The organism is Micromonospora sp. LH3U1 (assembly GCF_028475105.1).
Taxonomy (GTDB): Bacteria; Actinomycetota; Actinomycetes; order Mycobacteriales; family Micromonosporaceae; genus Micromonospora.
In genome coordinates this window covers 3,846,377-3,862,399 of the sequence record NZ_CP116936.1, presented here as the reverse complement: position 1 = coordinate 3,862,399, position 16,023 = coordinate 3,846,377, and the positions used below count along the sequence as shown (strand labels likewise).

Below are 16,023 nucleotides of genomic sequence, written 5' to 3'. Positions count from 1 at the left end.
GTATCGGGTGCGCGGCTGACTGTGCCGTGCACCCGCGCTGACTACGGTCGCCTGATGCCAATCGACGAGATCACCGCCGCCGCGGCGGGTACCTGGACCCTGGGCGACCGCACCGTGCGCCGGATGGGTTTCGGCTCCATGCGGATCACCGCGAACCCCGACCGCGACCGGGCCGTCGCCTTGCTGCGCCGTGTCGTGGAGCTGGGCGTCAACCACATCGACACGGCCGCGTTCTACGTCTCGCCCGGCGGAACCCTGCGGGTCGGCACCGGCCCGGCCCGCTACGCCACCGAGCTGATCCGCGCCGCGCTCGCCCCGTACCCGGAGGATCTGGTGATCGCCACCAAGGTCGGCTTCGGGTACGACCCGGTGGCCGGCTTCACCGAGGCGCTCACCCCGGCGCAGTTGCGCGCTCAGGTGGAGGAGAACCTGCGTCGGCTCGGCCGCGATCAACTCGACGTGGTCAACCTGCGCCTCGGCCGGGGACCGGGGGCGGTGCCGCTGGTCGAGCGGTTCGGCGCCCTCGCGGACCTGCGCGCCGCCGGGTTGATCCGGCACCTCGGGCTCTCCAATGCCCGGCCCGAGCAGGTGGACGAGGTGGCGGGCATCGCGCCGGTGGTCTGCGTGCAGAACAACTACGGCGTGGACGCTTACCGGGAGCAGGACGACTTCGTCCGGGTCTGCGGCGAACGGGGCATCGCGTACGTGCCGTTCTTCGCGCTCGCCGGCACCGGCCGGGAGGCGGGCGCGAGCGCCGCGCAGGGCGAGGCCGTCGAGGCGGTCGCCCGCGCCCACGGCGTCACCCCGCATCAGGTACGCCTGGCGTGGACACTGCACCAGGGCCCACACGTGCTGGCCATCCCCGGCACCGGAGACCCGACACACCTGGCGCAGAACATCGCGGCCGGCGCCCTGCACCTAACCCCCCAAGACCTGACCGCCCTCGCCTAACCCCCCCCCCCGCCCTCGTCCCCGCCCCTCGCCCGCTGCCCCCGCACCTTTTCCCCGTTGATCATGAAGTTATCGCCACTGACCACCGCGTGTCGTGACAACAACTTCATGATCGACGCGAGAAAGGCGGGGTGGAACCTGTTAGTTGTTGAGCCAGACTCGGAGGGGGCCGGTGGTGGTGAAGCCTGCTTCCAGGGCTGGGGTCAGGTCCGGGGCCGATTCGTAGCCGACCAGGTGTGCCTCGGGCCGGGTGGCGCACACCGCCAGCCAGACGTCGCGGGGGTTGGTGGTGTGGGTGAACAGGTTGGAGACGCCTTATCTGCCGTCGCCGCTGAGCACCGCGCCGCCGGTGATCACGCCTCGTTCGTCGTGGCGAGCGAGCACCCGTACCCGCGGGTCGGCCAGGAGCGCTGGGCGGAACAGTTCCCCGCCGCCGTGTGCCGCCGCCCAGGCCGTCAGCTCGTCGGGTGTGGTGACCGGGGTGAGCGGTGCGTCGACCGGTGGCTCCGCCGGTGGCCGGTGGATCCACTGCGCGTCGAAGAGCACTCGGAACCCGTACCCGGACAGGTCGAGGTCGGCGAAGCTGTCCTTCACCGACGCACCGGGTCCCGCGTCGATCCGGGCCAGGAGGGCCTCGGCGGCGACGCCCGGCCGTAGGGTGACCGCGTCCGGATACCACGGTGGGGAGCGGCGGGGGACCGACCAGGCCTCGGCGTCGGTACGGCCGGCCAGCCCCTGGCTGCCGCAGACGATGTCACACCATTCGGCGTTGTTACGGGCCGCCGCCGCTCGCGGGTCCTCCAGCACGCCAGGCAGCCTAGGCGGTCCAGCACAACGGTCGCTCCGACGGCTCCGGACGAATGGCGCCAGAGCGGCTCATGGGGCGTAGACCAGGTCCATCGTGTCGGTGTGCCCGGACCAGCGGAGGTCGAGGTGCCAGCAACCGGCCCGGGGCATGTCGATGATCGACGGACCGGGACCGCCGTCGACCTCCCGGGTCACCGTGGTGTCGGTGCCGTCCAGCGTCGCGGTGATCACCAGGGTTGCCGGCGACGTCGGGTCGGGCGAGGTCGTGGAGGCGCGGGCAACCCATAGGATCTTGTTGTTCGAGCCGTCCTTCCGGTCCTGCCGTAGCGGATGCGCGAACAACGCCGCCACGATGTCACCCTTCGCGCTGAAGACGTGCGGAATCCGTGCGTCCCCGCTGAACCCGGCGTCCGCCCAGTCCGGCAGGGACCCCGTCTCGACCCGCGAACCGCAGCCCGTGGTGGCGCTCGCCGTGGTGGCTGCAGTGCCGGCCGACGTGGCCGATTCGCCGCCGTCCGGCGCGGGCGACCCGCCGCTTGTCGTGGTCGTGGTGCACCCCGCCAGCAGGACCACCGTTGACGCCAGCACCAACCTGCCCCATGAACCCATCTCGCCCCTCCCGGTACGCGTCGAGGACTCGTCGCATTGTCATGACACCGGCCGGGCTCGCCAGGTTCCTAGCGCAGTGAGCGGGCGATCTCGATGGCCTCTGCCCTGCTGAGGTCGCCCTCAAGCCGGTAACTCACGTCGGCGTCCTGCCAGATCAGGGTCGAGGCGGCCAGCCGGGCGGTCTCTGTGCGGACCTGACCGGCACGGTCCACGTACGACAGCACGTGTGGGCCGTCGACCCAGACGGCGAAGTCGCCGTTGACCTGGACCCAGGCCACTCCTGGTGGGGTGGCCTCCTTGTGGAAGGCCAGGTTGAGACGACCATCGAACGCGTCGACGCGCAGCGCGCCCCCGTCGTAGAGCAGCGTCGCCACCCGACAGGCGCCCATGGGGTCGGGGTCGGCGACCAGCACCTGCTCGGGCGGGCCCAGCTTCGCCGGTAGGCGAATCGGGAACCGCACCGCCCGCTGTGCCTCGTCCAGGGTGACGGCCCGCTGCCCGGGCAGCGGCGACGGATTGCCGCTGGGCAGCGTCGGCGCGGGCGAGGTGGCGATGCTGACACCGGCGAAGCGCAGCAGCCCCGCGACGGCGTCGGCGATGGCGGCACGGGTCGGCGGCAACACCGCCACGAGCAGGGCGACGAGCGCCGCCGCGGCGAGCGCGTGCCACCGGCGCCGCCGGGGTGCGGGCCCGCTGAGCCGTACGCGGACGCGAGCGGTCACGTCGGGCGGGTCGGGTGTCTCCAGCCAGGCGGAGAGGTCGCGCAGCTCCCGTTCGAGGTCACCCATGCCGGGCCTCCTCGCGGTCGAGCAGGCCGCGGAGCTTCGCCAGTGCCCGTGACGTGCGCGACTTCACCGTGCCCCGGGGCCAGCCCAGTGCCGCCACCGTCTCATCCTCGGTGAGATCGAGGAAGAATCGGCAGACGATCACCTCGCGGTCCCGTACCGGCAGTTGACGCAGGGCCTGCACCAACGCGGCACGGCGCTCCCCGGCGAGGATCGCGCTGACCGCCCCGTCCTCGGCGATCTCCGACGTCGGGTTCTTCGTCGCGGCCCGCAGGACGAGACCGTCCCGCCGGGCGCGGGAGCGGTGCAGGTTGCGGGTCTCGTTGGCGACGATCGCGAGCAGCCATGACCGGAAGGACGATTCGCCCCGATAGCGGGACAGCTTGCGGTACGCCTTCACAAACGCCTCCTGGATGACGTCCTCGGAGTCCGAGCCCGCGCCGAGCAACACCGCCGTCCGGTGCGCGGACGCGGTGTGCCGGGCGACCAGGAGGTCGTACGCCTCCAGGTCACCTGCCCGAGCGCGGGTGACGAGCGCGTCGTCGTCCAGGGGAGACCTCCGTTCGGATCACACTCATGACACCGCGTACGCGCCGCGGGTTCCACCGGCGGTTTTCGCAGCGGGTCAGCCGTCTCCCATCGGGCGTGCAGCGTATTGCCAGGAATCGGTGCTGCACTGGAGGGGCGTCGAGGAGAGGGGCTGGGCATGAGCTGGTTCAATCGCCGGTCACGGGGCGCCGAGGCGACCCCGACGAAGCTGGACCGGGAGGCGACGCGCGACGACCTCGCCGCGCTGGAGGCGTTCGTCACCAGTCGGCGGGGCGTGGAGTTCTACCTGGAGCCGGAGACCACCGCGACGGACACCACCGTGATGGCGATCGCCGACGACGGCGAGTGGATCCGTCGCCGTACCGGCACGCCGCGCGCGGCGGGGTCCATTGCCCGCAAGCACGCGGTGCCGCTGTACGAGGCGGCGCGCACCGGCTACCCGGAACGGATGCGGGTGTGGAGCCGCGCCCACCCGGAACGCCACGCCCACTGAGGCCCGGCGTCGATCATCACACCGCCGCGCTCGTCGGCGACGACGGTCTGGACCGCTTCCGGTCCGGATCGCCCGGACAGGGCCAGACGCGACCGACGAGGTGGCGGAATCGCAGGGCGACGGTGGTGATCGACCCCCGGGATTGATCGCCGACGCTGGTCCGTTGATCGTCGATCCTGGGTGCTCGAGTCGCGTGCCATCGCCCTGCCGGGCTCTCGGCCCAGGCCAGGGCACTGGTTCGCACGCTTTGCTCTGCTTACCTGGAGGCAACGAAAATGCGGCGTCACTGTTGCCTGGGTTGAAGCAGAGCAAAGGACACGCGGCATTGACCCGGGGCATTGCGAAGCGGGTGTTGGCGCGCGAACCAATCGCCAAGCATTGATGTAGCGCACCCGTGCGGCGGCGCTGGGGCGGCGTTGACCGGCGGCGGAGGGGTGTGGCAGCATTCGCGGCCTGACGGCAGTGAAGGAAGTCGGTGCAATTCCGACGCGGTCCCGCCACTGTCACCGGGGAGTGATCCCCCCTCGTGAGTCACGGCCGTGTGTCTGCGGTTGGAAGGCCGGGGGAGAGCGTCGATCCGGAAGCCAGGATACTTCGGCCGTCGGGACGTACCCCAGGGCGTGGACACCCGAGGAGGACCCGATGACGCACGGCGTCTCATTCATCGACGAACATCGTCATGACCCGCATGGTGGGCGCTGCACCGCGTCCGTGCCCGGCCGCGCCGGCATGCTCCGGGTCGCCCGTGTCGGCGCGCTCCGGGTCGCCCGCGCCGGCCACCGGTACCGCTGAGCTGAACGCCCGGCGCTGACCGGCCCCGACGCCCGCGTCGGTGAGCCGTCCGCCCGGCTGTCGTACCGGCTGACGCCGTACCCACCCGCATCGTCCCGGTCACCCCTGTGGTGGCCAGGACGTCACCTCCCGGAGCCTGCCGTGCGTATCCTGCTGCTCTCCACCGCCGACACCGACCTGTTGGCCGCCCGCGCCAGCGGCGCCGACTACCGGCTGGCCAACCCCGCGCGGGTCGCCGCCGACGAGGTCCCCGCTCTGCTCGACGGGGTCGCCCTCGTCGTCGTACGCCTGCTCGGGGGCCGGCAGGCGTGGCCGGACGGCCTCGCGGCGGTGCTCGCCACCGGCGTGCCGACGGTCGTGCTCGGCGGCGAGGCGCTACCCGACGCGGAGCTGATGGCCATCTCCACCGTGCCGTCCGGGGTCGTCACCCAGGCGCTGGCGTACCTGGTCGAGGGCGGGCCGGACAACCTGGGGCAGCTGGCCCGGTTCCTCTCCGACACGGTGCTGCTCACCGGCGAGGGGTTCGCCCCGCCCGCCCTGACCCCGGCATACGGCGTGCACGGTGAGCACCCGACCGACCCGGACCGGCCCACCGTGGGGATCGTCTTCTACCGGGCGCACGCCCTCGCCGGCAACACGGGTTTCGTCGACGTGCTCGCGGACGCGGTCCACAAGGCCGGCGGCAACCCGCTGCCGATCTTCTGCGGCTCGCTGCGCGGGCTGACCGCGGGCGCCGGCCCGCTCGGGCTCTTCGCCCGCTGCGACGCGCTGCTGGTCACCGTGCTCGCGGCCGGCGGCGCGGTCGCCGCGGACGCCTCCGGAGGCGGCGACGAGGACGCCTGGGACGTCGGCGCCCTGGCCGCCCTTGACGTGCCGATCATCCAGGCGCTCTGCCTGACCAGCACCCGTGCGCAGTGGGCCGGCAGCGACGCCGGACTGTCCCCGTTGGACGCGGCCATGCAGGTGGCCATCCCCGAGTTCGACGGCCGGATCGTCACCGTGCCGTTCTCGTTCAGGCAGATCGACGCCGACGGGCTCTCGGTCTACGCGGCCGACGAGGAGCGGGCCGCCCGGGTCGCCGGGATCGCGGTGCGCCACGCCCGGCTGCGGTACGTGCCCAACGCCGACAAGCGGGTCGCCGTGGTGCTCAGCTCGTATCCCACCAAGCACTCCCGGGTCGGCAACGCCGTCGGGCTGGACACCCCGGTCTCGGCGGTCCGGCTGTTCGCCGCGCTCGCCGAGGCCGGCTACCACCTGGGCGACGCGCCGCTGCCCGACGACGGTGACGCGCTGATCCACGCGCTGATCGCCGCCGGCGGTCACGACGTGGAATGGCTCACCCCGGAGCAGTTGGCCGCCGCCGAGGCCCGGATACCGGGGCAGACCTACCGGCGGTGGTTCGACCAGATCCCGGTGGAGCTGCGCGAGCGGATCCGGGAGCACTGGGGTGAGCCGCCGGGCGAGCTCTACACCGAGGGCGGCGACATCGTGCTCGCCGGGCTGCGCTTCGGCAACGTGGTGCTGCTCATCCAGCCGCCGCGCGGCTTCGGGGAGAACCTGATCGCCATCTACCACGACCCGGACCTGCCGCCCAGCCACCACTACCTGGCCGCGTACCGCTGGTTGGCCGCGCCGGTCGCGGACGGCGGCTTCGGCGCGGACGCCGTGGTGCACCTGGGCAAGCACGGCACCCTGGAGTGGCTGCCCGGCAAGGGCCTCGGCCTCGCCGCCGACTGCGCACCCGACGCGGTCCTCAGTGACCTGCCGCTGGTCTACCCGTTCATCGTCAACGACCCCGGCGAGGGCACCCAGGCCAAGCGGCGGGCGCACGCCGTGGTGATCGATCACCTGGTGCCGCCGATGGCCCGCGCCGAGACCTACGGCGACCTGGCCAAGCTGGAGCAACTGCTCGACGAGTACGCCACCGTGCAGGCGCTCGACCCGGCCAAGGTGCCCACCGTGCGGGCGCAGATCTGGGACCTGGTGCGCGTCGCCGAGCTGCACCACGACCTGCACGCCGAGGCGATGCCCGACGCCGACGACTTCGACACCTTCGTGCTGCACCTCGACGGGTACCTCTGCGAGGTCAAGGACGTGCAGATCCGCGACGGGCTGCACATCCTCGCCGACGCGCCCACCGGTGAACCGCGGGTCAACCTGGTCCTCGCGGTGCTGCGCGCCCCGCAGATCTGGGGCGGCGCCCGTGCCCTGCCCGGCCTGCGGCAGGCCCTCGCCGGTGCGTACGGGCTCGACGAGCAGGCGCTGCTCGCGCAACCGGGACAGCGACTGGCGCTGCCCGCGGCGTTGACCGACGTGGTGGACGGGCCAGCCGGCACCGCCGCCGACGCCGTCGACCTGATCGAGGCCCTCGCGCGGCGGTTGGTCATCGGGATGGAGACGCTCGGCTGGGACGCCGAGGCCGCCGACACGGTGGTCGAGGAGGTGACCGGCCAGCCGATCCCGGACGTCGCCGCGGTGCTGCACTTCGCCGCCACCGAGCTGGTGCCCCGGCTGGACCGGACCACCGACGAGCTGACCAACACCCTCGGCGCGCTGGACGGCCGCTTCGTGCCGCCCGGCCCGTCCGGCTCACCCACCCGGGGCCTGGTCAACGTGCTGCCCACCGGCCGCAACTTCTACTCCGTCGACCCCAAGGCCATCCCCAGCCGCAACGCCTGGGACGTCGGGGTGGCCCTCGCCGACTCGCTGCTGGCCCGGCACCTCGCCGACACCGGGGCGTACCCCCGCTCGGTGGGGTTGACCGTGTGGGGCACCAGCGCCATGCGCACCCAGGGTGACGACATCGCCGAGGTGCTCGCGCTGCTGGGCTGCCGCCCGGTCTGGGACGACCGGTCCCGGCGCGTCACCGGCATCGAGGTCGTGCCGACCGCCGAGCTGGGCCGGCCCCGCGTCGACGTGACCGTGCGGATCTCCGGCTTCTTCCGCGACGCGTTCCCGCACGTCGTGGCGCTGCTCGACGACGCCGTCCGGCGGGTCGCCGCCCTGGACGAGCCGGACGAGGAGAACTACCTGCGGGCGCACGTCACCGCCGACCTCGCCGAGCACGGCGACGAGCGGCGGGCCACCGCCCGGATCTTCGGCTCGAAACCCGGGGCGTACGGCGCGGGTCTGCTGCCCCTGATCGACGCCCGGACCTGGCGCAGCGACGCCGACCTGGCCGAGGTGTACGCCGTGTGGGGCGGCTACGCCTACGGCCGGGGCCTGGACGGGCGGGAGGCGCGCGCCGACATGGAACGCTCCTTCGCCCGGATCGCGGTGGCGGTGAAGAACCAGGACACCCGTGAGCACGACATCGTCGACTCCGACGACTACTTCCAGTACCACGGCGGGATGGTGGCGATGGTCCGCCACCTCACCGGCACGTCACCGCAGGCGTACGTGGGTGACTCGGCGATGCCGCACGACGTGCGGACCCGCACCCTGGGTGAGGAGACCCGCCGGGTGTTCCGCGCCCGGGTGGTCAACCCGAAGTGGATCGCCGCGATGCGCCGCCACGGCTACAAGGGCGCGTTCGAGCTGGCCGCCACCGTGGACTACCTGTTCGGCTACGACGCCACCGCCGGCGTGGTCGACGACTGGATGTACGAGCACCTGGCCGCCGCGTACCTCTTCGACGAGACCACCCGGGAGTTCCTGGAGCAGTCCAACCCGTGGGCGCTGCGCGGCATCACCGAGCGGCTGTTGGAGGCCGCCGATCGGGGGCTGTGGGCCAAACCCGAGCCGGCCACCCTGGACCGGCTCCGTGACACGTACCTGGCCAGCGAGGGTGACCTGGAGGACCGGGTGTGAGCGCGAGGAGTGAGCCGGTTTTGCGAGCCCCGCAGTCGCGAACGAAGGAAGCGCAGTGAGCGCGAGGAGTGAGCCGGTTTTGCGAGCCCCGCAGTCGCGATCGAAAGAAGCGCAGTGAGCGCGAGGAGTGAGCCGGTTTTGCGAGCCCCGCAGTCGCGATCGAAAGAAGGCCCAGTGACCGTCACCTACCCGTTCAGCGCCGTGCTCGGCATGGCCGACATGCGACTGGCGCTGCTGCTCAACGCGGTCTCCCCGGCGATCGGCGGGGTGCTGGTCCGTGGCGAGAAGGGGACCGCCAAGTCCACCGCCGTGCGGGCTCTCGCCGCGCTGCTGCCCCCGGTTCGCCAGGTGGCCGGCTGCCGCTTCGGCTGTGACCCGGCCGACCCCGACCCGGCCTGCCCGGACGGCCCCCATCCGGTGGACGCCGCTGCCGAGAGTCGCCCAGCCCGGCTGGTGGAGCTGCCGGTCGGCGCCGCCGAGGACCGGGTGGTCGGCTCACTGGACCTGGAGAAGGCCCTCGGCGAGGGGGTACGCGCCTTCGAGCCGGGCCTGCTCGCCGCCGCGCACCGGGGCGTGCTCTACGTCGACGAGGTCAACCTCCTGCACGACCACCTCGTCGACCTGCTGCTCGACGCGGCGGCGATGGGTCGCAGCCACGTCGAGCGGGAGGGTGTCTCGGTCAGTCACGCCGCCCGGTTCCTGCTGGTCGGCACGATGAACCCGGAGGAGGGGGAACTGCGCCCGCAGTTGCTCGACCGGTTCGGGCTCACCGTCGAGGTGGGGGCCAGCCGGGACCCGGAGACCCGGGTCGAGGTGGTCCGCCGCCGGCTCGCCGCCGACGCCGACCCGGCCGGCTTCGCCGCCCGCTGGGCCGACGCCGACGCGGAGATCGCCGGCCAGGTGGCTGCCGCCCGCCGCCGACTTCCCGGGGTACGCCTCCCGGACGCCGCGCTGCGGCAGATCGCCGAGGTGTGCGCCGCGTTCGATGTGGACGGAATGCGCGCCGACATCGTCACCGCCCGTACCGCGCTGGCACACGCCGCCTGGCACGGCCGGAACCGGGTCACCATCGACGACGTCCGGGTGGCGGCCCGGCTGGCCCTGCCGCACCGCCGCCGCCGCGACCCGTTCGACACCCCTGGGCTGGACGAGAAGCGCCTCGACGAGGCGTTGCAGCGCGCCCAGGACGCACACCCCGACGACCCCGACGACCAGGGCCCCGACGACGGCAGCGGCGGCCCGGCTGGCGGTGGCCCCGACGACCGTGGCCCGGACGGCAGCGGCGGCCCGGATGGCGGTGGCGGCCCGGCTGGCGGTGGCGGCCGGGACGGCGGGGATGGGAGCGGCGGCGACGGTGTCGAGGAGGGCGCAGCCGGTTCGGCCGGGCACTCGGCGGCCCATGACGACGCCGGCCCCGACGGGCGCACCGAGACGCCGAGCGGGGCTGACGACGGCGGGTGGTCGCACCGCCCGCCGGACAACCGGAGCGGCGACCGGCAGAACGAGGGAGCGCACAGCGGCCGAGCAGCGACGACCGGTGACGACGACCGGACCCGTGGGCGGGGCGCCGGTGGGGAAGCGCAGCCGGTGGCCGTACCCCGGGGTGGTTTGAAGGCGCGGGTGCTCACCGCGCCCGGCGTGGGTGACGGGGTGCCGGGCCGGCGTTCGCGTGCCCGCACCGGACGGGGGCGTACCACCGGGGCCCGGGTGCCGACGGGCCGGGTCGGGGCGCTGCACCTGCCGGCGACGGTCCGCGCCGCCGCGCCGCACCAGGCCAGGCGGGGGCGGCTGACCGGCCCCCTGCGGTTGCGCCCGGACGACGTGCGCGAGGCGGTCCGGGAGGGGCGCGAGGGCAATCTGGTGCTGTTCGTGGTGGACGCGAGCGGCTCGATGGGCGCCCGGCAGCGGATGACCGCCGTGAAGGACGCGGTGCTCGCCCTGCTCACCGACGCGTACCAACGGCGGGACAAGGTCGCCGTGATCGCCTTCCGAGGGGCCGGCGCCCGGACATTGCTGCCGGCCACCTCGTCGGTGCTGGCCGCCTCGACGCGGCTGGCCGAGTTGCCCACCGGTGGGCGTACGCCGCTGGCCGAGGGGCTGCTCGCGGCCGCCGACCTGCTGCGGGTGGAGCGCCTGCGCGACCCGAAGCGGCGACCCCTGGTCCTCATCGTCACCGACGGTCGGGCCACGGCGGGCAACCGCCCGCTGGACCGCGCCGCAGGAGCCGCTGCTGTCCTGGCGGCAACCGGTGCCCCCTGCGTGGTCATCGACTGCGAATCCGGCCCGGTCCGCCTCAACCTGGCGAGCCGCCTGGCAACCCAGCTAAGTGCCCCCCACCACCCCCTAGCCGCCCTAACCCACCCCCACCCCCATCCCCGCGATCTTGCGCTTCCTGTCGCGGCATGACGGGACAAAGTGCACTTATGGCAGACCGAAACTGCAAGATCGCGGGAGTGCTCGCGGGATGGGGAGATCGCTGATGCCGCAGGGACGGCCGAGCAACGTGCCTACTGACGGGTTGACTACCCGGCAGCGGCGGCACCGGCCACTGCTGATGGTCCACACCGGACAGATGAAGGGGAAGTCGACGGCGGCCTTCGGGTTGGCGTTGCGGGCCTGGACGGCCGGTCTGCCGGTCGGGGTGTTCCAGTTCGTCAAGAGCGCGAAGTGGCGGGTGGGGGAGGAGAACGCCTTCCGGGCGCTCGGCGAGGTGCACGAGCGCACCGGCCAGGGCGCGCCGGTGGCTTGGCACAAGATGGGCGAGGGCTGGTCGTGGATCCAGCGCGGCGGCGACGCCGACCACGCCGCGGACGCGCTGGAGGGCTGGCGGCAGATCCAGCGTGACCTGGCCGGCGAGCGCTACGGGCTGTACGTGCTGGATGAGTTCACCTACCCGATGAAGTGGGGCTGGGTGGACGTCGACGAGGTGGTCGCCACCCTGGCCGACCGGCCCGGCTTCCAACACGTCGTCATCACCGGCCGGGACGCCGACCCGCGCCTGGTCGCCGCCGCCGACCTGGTGGCCGAGCTGACCAAGGTCAAGCACCCGATGGACGCCGGCCAGAAGGGCCAGAAGGGCATCGAGTGGTGAACGTCCCCGCAGAACCGTGGCCGCTGCCCCGGGTGGTCGTCGCCGCGCCGGCCAGTGGCCACGGTAAGACGACCGTGGCCACCGGACTGCTCGCCGCGCTGCGCCGTCGCGGCCTGACGGTCAGCCCGCACAAGGTCGGCCCGGACTACATCGACCCCGGCTACCACGCCCTCGCCGCTGGTCGGGCCGGTCGCAACCTCGACCCGTTCCTGGTCGGCCCCGAGCGGATCGCACCGTTGCTGCGGCACGGCGCGAGCGTGCCGACGCCCGCCGACATCGCCGTGGTGGAGGGCGTCATGGGCCTGCACGACGGCGCGGTCGGCCGGCGTGACTACGCCTCCACGGCCCACGTCGCCCGGCTCATCGAGGCACCCGTGCTGCTGGTGCTGGATACCACCGCGCAGGGCCGCTCGGCCGCCGCGCTGACGTTGGGCATGGCCGCGTTCGACCCGGCGGTGCGGATCGGCGGGGTGATCCTCAACCGGGTCGGTTCGCCCCGGCACGAGACACTGCTGCGCGACGCCCTCGCAGAGGTGGGCGTGCCGGTCCTCGGGGCCGTCACCCGCGCCACCGAGGTGGCCGCGCCGGCCCGGCACCTCGGGTTGGTCCCCGTCGCCGAACGGGCACCCGAGTCCCTCGCGATCGTCACCGCGCTCGCCGAGCTGGTCGAGGCCACCGTGGACCTCGACGCCGTGCTCGACCTGGCCCGTAGCGCCCCGCCGCTGACCGTCCCGGCGTGGGACCCGGTCGCCGCCGTCGGCGGGCCGGCCGGCGTCGAGCGACCACGGGTCGCCCTCGCCGGTGGTCCCGCCTTCACCTTCTCGTACGCGGAGACCGCCGAGCTGCTCGCCGCGGCCGGCGCGGATGTGGTCACCGTCGACCCGCTGCGCGACCCGGCGCTGCCCGCCGGCACCCGTGCGGTGGTCATCGGCGGCGGCTTTCCCGAGGCGTACGCGGAGGCGCTGGCCAGTAACGCCGGGCTCCGCGCCGAACTGGCCGACTTCGACGGGCCGATCGTGGCCGAGTGCGCCGGGCTGCTCTACCTCGGGCGGTCCCTGGACGGCGTACCCATGTGCGGCCGGCTCGACCTGACCGCCCGGATGACCGGCCGGCTCACCCTCGGCTACCGCGAGGCGACGGCCGTCACCGACTCCCCGGTGGCCCTCGCCGGCGAGCCCGTACGCGGCCACGAGTTCCACCGCACCACCACCGACCCGGGGCACGGCGACCGGCCGGCGTGGCACTGGGACGACGCGGAACACGGCTTCGTCACCGGCAAGGTGCACGCCTCCTACCTGCACACCCACTGGGCCGGTCACCCGGACGCGGCCCGCCGGCTCGTCGAGGCGTGCCGATGAGCGCCGACGCCACGCTGACCGGGGTGGGTGTCGGCCCCGGCGACCCGGAACTGCTCACCGTCAAGGCGGTGCGGATTCTGCGCGAGGCCGACGTGGTCTTCGTACCCGTGATGGCGGACCGGGCCGAGCCCACCGCGACCGCCGGTCCGACGCCGTCGGGCGTGGACGCCGGGCGCGCTGAACGGACCGTGCGGGCCCACGTCGCGGCGGACCGCCTGCGCCGGCTGCCGTTCGCCCTGGACGACCGGGGCGGAGTGACCGCCCGTCGGACGGCAGCCTGGGACGACGCGGCCCGGGTGGTGGCCGAGACGATCGACGCGGGCGCGCGGTCACTGGCCTTCGCCACCATCGGTGACCCCAACGTCTACTCCACCTTCGGGTATCTGGCGCAGAGCGTCCGGGCCCTGCGCCCGGCGGTGCGGGTGGCGACCGTGCCCGGTGTCACCGCCATGCAGGAGTTGGCGGCGCGCAGCGGTACCCCGCTCTGTGAGGGCCGCGAGCCGCTGACCCTGCTGCCGGCCACCGCGGGCCTGGCGCTGTTCGCCGACGCCCTCGCCGGGCCGGGCACCGTCGTCGTCTACAAGGGCTGGCGGCGGCACCCGGAACTGCTCGCCGAGCTGCGCCGACAGGGCCGGCGCTCCGACGCGGTGCTCGGACGCAGCCTGGGGCTGCCCGGTGAACGGATCGGGCCGGTCGACGACACCGAGCACGACCTGCCGTACCTGTCGACGCTGCTGGTCCCGGCCCGCCGCGACCAACGAGGAGGAAAGCTGTGACCAGCGACGGCAAGGTGTGGTTCGTCGGTGCCGGACCCGGGGCGGCGGACCTGCTGACCCTGCGGGCCGCCCGGGTGATCGCCGCGGCGGACATCGTGATCTGGGCGGCCAGCCTGGTGCACGCCGACGTGCTCGACCACGCCCGCCCCGGCGCGGAGATCATCGACTCGTCGCAGCTGCCCATCGAGGGCGTCCTGCCGCTCTACGAGCGGGCCGCCGAGCAGGGGCTGACCGTGGCCCGGATCCACTCCGGCGACCCGTCGCTGTGGGGTGCGGTGCAGGAGCAGCTGGACCTGTGCCGGGCGCTCGGCCTGGCCGTCGAGATCGTGCCCGGCGTGTCCTCGTTCACCGCCGTCGCGGCGATCGTCGGGCGGGAGCTGACCGTGCCCGAGGTGGCCCAGTCGGTGATCCTCACCCGCCTCGAAGGCGGCAAGACCCCGATGCCGCCCGGCGAGCGGGTCCGTGACTTCGCCCGGCACGGCACCACCATGGCGCTGTTCCTCTCCGCCGCCCGCTCCGGGCAGGTGCAGGCCGAGTTGCTGGCCGGCGGCTACCCGGCGGACACCCCGGCCGTGGTGGGGTACCAGGCGACCTGGCCGGACGAACTGGTGGTGCGCTGCACGGTCGGCACCCTGGAGGAGACGGTCAAGCAGCACAAGCTGTGGAAGCACACCCTCTTCCTGGTCGGGCCGGCCCTCGCCGCCGAGGGCACCCGCTCGCACCTCTACCACCCCGGGCACTTCCACACCTTCCGCCGGGCCGAGCCGGCCGCCCGCGCCGAGCTGCGCCGCCAGGCGGGCGCCCGCACCGGGGGGACAGCCACACCGGGGCACACACCATGACGTACGCCGAGCCACCGCTGCGTGAGCCGGACCTGCCGCGTACCGCGAAGGTCCGGCCCACCGCCCTGCGGACCGGCTGGACCACCGGCGCCTGCGCGACGGCGGCGGCCAAGGCCGCGCTCACCGCCCTGGTCACCGGGGAGATCCAGCCGGAGGTGGAGATCGGTCTGCCCGCAGGGCGTCGGGTGCGCTTCCCGGTGGAACGCTGCGAGGTGACCGGCACCCCGCCGGTCCGGGCCGAGGCCGTCGTCGTCAAGGACGCCGGGGACGACCCGGACGTCACCCACGGGGCCGAACTGACCGCCACCGTGGACTGGACCGACGTCCCCGGCCTGCGGCTCGCGGGTGGTGCCGGCGTCGGCACGGTCACCAAGCCCGGCCTCGGGCTCACGGTCGGCGGCCCCGCGATCAACGACACCCCGCGCCGGATGATCGGCGAGGCGGTGGCCGAGGTGGTCGACCTCAGCGAGGTCGGCGTCCGCGTGGTGATCAGCGTGCCCCGGGGCGAGATCATGGCCCGCAAGACCACCAACCGGCGGCTCGGCATCCTCGGCGGCATCTCGATCCTCGGCACCACCGGGATCGTTCGTCCCTTCTCCACCGCGTCGTGGCGGGCCAGCGTCGTCCAGGCCGTGCACGTGATGGCCGCCCAGGGTGAGCGGACCGTGGTGCTCTGCACCGGCGGGCGTACCGAGCGGGCCGCCCGCGCGCTGCTGCCGGACCTGCCCGAGGTCTGCTTCGTCGAGGTCGGCGACTTCACCGGTGCCGCGGTGACCGCCGCCGTGGGCGACGCGATGACCGGGGTGGTCTTCGTCGGCATGGCCGGCAAGCTGGCCAAACTCGCCGCCGGTGTGCTGATGACGCACTACACGCGCTCCACGGTGGACCTCTCCCTGCTCGGCGCCGTGACCGCCGAGGCCGGTGGCGACCCGTCGCTCGTCGCCGCCGTGACCGAGGCCAACACCGGGCGGCACGCGTACGAGCTGTGGGAGACCGCCGGGCTGCTCACCCCGGCCGGCGACCTGCTCTGCCAGCGGGTCCGCCAGGTGCTGCGGCGCTTCGCGGGGCCGACGGTCACCGTGGACGTGGCGATGGTCGACTTCGCCGGCGCCCGCGTCGTCGCCTCGTCCGGCCGGTGGCCCCGGTGACGCGGATGGAGC

13 protein-coding genes, 2 pseudogenes and 1 riboswitch are annotated in these 16,023 nt (G+C 73.8%); of the genes and pseudogenes, 11 read left to right on the top strand and 4 right to left on the bottom strand.

The window, feature by feature from the left end; all coding sequences use genetic code 11:
* Nucleotides 1-54: 54 nt before the first annotated feature.
* On the top strand, nt 55-951 hold the full coding sequence (locus PCA76_RS17720) for an aldo/keto reductase (RefSeq protein ID WP_272611538.1): 897 nt from the start codon (nt 55-57) through the stop codon (nt 949-951).
* 315 nt (nt 952-1,266) lie between these two features.
* Here PCA76_RS17720 and PCA76_RS17715 read toward each other — a convergent pair whose 3' ends face one another.
* The 4 genes from PCA76_RS17715 to PCA76_RS17700 all read right to left on the bottom strand — a co-directional run bounded on the left by PCA76_RS17715 (nt 1,267) and on the right by PCA76_RS17700 (nt 3,603).
* Nucleotides 1,267-1,758 carry a hypothetical protein gene (locus PCA76_RS17715; RefSeq protein ID WP_272611537.1) on the bottom strand — a complete coding sequence of 164 codons (492 nt, stop codon included), beginning with the start codon at nt 1,756-1,758 and terminating at the stop codon, nt 1,267-1,269.
* 69 nt (nt 1,759-1,827) lie between these two features.
* The gene (locus tag PCA76_RS17710; RefSeq protein WP_272611536.1) at nt 1,828-2,346 is read right to left on the bottom strand and encodes a hypothetical protein; all 519 of its coding nucleotides are present in this window, start codon (nt 2,344-2,346) and stop codon (nt 1,828-1,830) included.
* A gap of 89 nt (nt 2,347-2,435) precedes the next feature.
* Nucleotides 2,436-3,155: a hypothetical protein gene (locus PCA76_RS17705; RefSeq protein ID WP_272611535.1), complete on the bottom strand. Its 720-nt coding sequence runs from the start codon at nt 3,153-3,155 to the stop codon at nt 2,436-2,438.
* Nucleotides 3,148-3,603 (bottom strand): RNA polymerase sigma factor, encoded by a 456-nt coding sequence (locus tag PCA76_RS17700; protein WP_442930138.1) that lies wholly within the window; start codon nt 3,601-3,603, stop codon nt 3,148-3,150. The genes PCA76_RS17705 and PCA76_RS17700 overlap by 8 nt, the downstream gene beginning before the upstream one ends.
* A 255-nt stretch (nt 3,604-3,858) precedes the next feature.
* Here PCA76_RS17700 and PCA76_RS17695 point away from each other — a divergent pair, with 255 nt between their 5' ends.
* From PCA76_RS17695 to PCA76_RS17655, 10 genes and pseudogenes are all read left to right on the top strand, one after another.
* Nucleotides 3,859-4,194, top strand: a complete 336-nt coding sequence (locus tag PCA76_RS17695) for a hypothetical protein (RefSeq protein WP_272611534.1) — start codon at nt 3,859-3,861, stop codon at nt 4,192-4,194.
* 440 nt (nt 4,195-4,634) lie between these two features.
* Nucleotides 4,635-4,811: riboswitch (cobalamin riboswitch) on the top strand.
* 25 nt (nt 4,812-4,836) lie between these two features.
* Nucleotides 4,837-4,986 carry a hypothetical protein gene (locus PCA76_RS17690; protein WP_272611533.1) on the top strand — a complete coding sequence of 50 codons (150 nt, stop codon included), beginning with the start codon at nt 4,837-4,839 and terminating at the stop codon, nt 4,984-4,986.
* Between the two features lie 141 nt (nt 4,987-5,127).
* Nucleotides 5,128-8,796 carry a cobaltochelatase subunit CobN gene (cobN, locus tag PCA76_RS17685; RefSeq protein WP_272611532.1) on the top strand — a complete coding sequence of 1,223 codons (3,669 nt, stop codon included), beginning with the start codon at nt 5,128-5,130 and terminating at the stop codon, nt 8,794-8,796.
* 114 nt (nt 8,797-8,910) lie between these two features.
* A pseudogene (locus PCA76_RS32855) lies at nt 8,911-10,224 on the top strand (ATP-binding protein); the annotation flags it as partial.
* 153 nt (nt 10,225-10,377) lie between these two features.
* Nucleotides 10,378-11,202: pseudogene (locus tag PCA76_RS32850) on the top strand (VWA domain-containing protein); the annotation flags it as partial.
* A gap of 73 nt (nt 11,203-11,275) precedes the next feature.
* The gene (gene cobO / locus PCA76_RS17675; protein ID WP_272611531.1) at nt 11,276-11,887 is read left to right on the top strand and encodes a cob(I)yrinic acid a,c-diamide adenosyltransferase; all 612 of its coding nucleotides are present in this window, start codon (nt 11,276-11,278) and stop codon (nt 11,885-11,887) included.
* Complete coding sequence (locus tag PCA76_RS17670; RefSeq protein ID WP_272611530.1) at nt 11,884-13,245, top strand: cobyrinate a,c-diamide synthase; 1,362 nt, start codon at nt 11,884-11,886, stop codon at nt 13,243-13,245. Before cobO ends, PCA76_RS17670 begins: the two co-directional genes overlap by 4 nt.
* Nucleotides 13,242-14,021 (top strand): precorrin-2 C(20)-methyltransferase, encoded by a 780-nt coding sequence (gene cobI, locus PCA76_RS17665; protein ID WP_272611529.1) that lies wholly within the window; start codon nt 13,242-13,244, stop codon nt 14,019-14,021. The genes PCA76_RS17670 and cobI overlap by 4 nt, the downstream gene beginning before the upstream one ends.
* Nucleotides 14,018-14,863, top strand: coding sequence for a precorrin-4 C(11)-methyltransferase (gene cobM / locus PCA76_RS17660; protein WP_272611528.1), 846 nt, complete (start codon nt 14,018-14,020; stop codon nt 14,861-14,863). Before cobI ends, cobM begins: the two co-directional genes overlap by 4 nt.
* Entirely contained in the window at nt 14,860-16,011 is a 1,152-nt protein-coding gene (locus tag PCA76_RS17655) for a cobalt-precorrin-5B (C(1))-methyltransferase (protein WP_272611527.1), read from the top strand. The genes cobM and PCA76_RS17655 overlap by 4 nt, the downstream gene beginning before the upstream one ends.
* Nucleotides 16,012-16,023 lie beyond the last annotated feature (12 nt).

What these genes read in the sequence shown, in the direction of transcription:
- PCA76_RS17720 (WP_272611538.1), top strand. Translation starts at nt 55, where the DNA reads ATGCCAATCGACGAGATCACCGCCGCCGCGGCGGGTACCTGGACCCTG.
- cobO (WP_272611531.1), top strand. Translation starts at nt 11,276, where the DNA reads ATGCCGCAGGGACGGCCGAGCAACGTGCCTACTGACGGGTTGACTACC.
- cobI (WP_272611529.1), top strand. Translation starts at nt 13,242, where the DNA reads ATGAGCGCCGACGCCACGCTGACCGGGGTGGGTGTCGGCCCCGGCGAC.
- PCA76_RS17690 (WP_272611533.1), top strand. Translation starts at nt 4,837, where the DNA reads ATGACGCACGGCGTCTCATTCATCGACGAACATCGTCATGACCCGCAT.
- PCA76_RS17705 (WP_272611535.1), bottom strand. Translation starts at nt 3,155, where the DNA reads ATGGGTGACCTCGAACGGGAGCTGCGCGACCTCTCCGCCTGGCTGGAG.
- PCA76_RS17655 (WP_272611527.1), top strand. Translation starts at nt 14,860, where the DNA reads ATGACGTACGCCGAGCCACCGCTGCGTGAGCCGGACCTGCCGCGTACC.
- PCA76_RS17695 (WP_272611534.1), top strand. Translation starts at nt 3,859, where the DNA reads ATGAGCTGGTTCAATCGCCGGTCACGGGGCGCCGAGGCGACCCCGACG.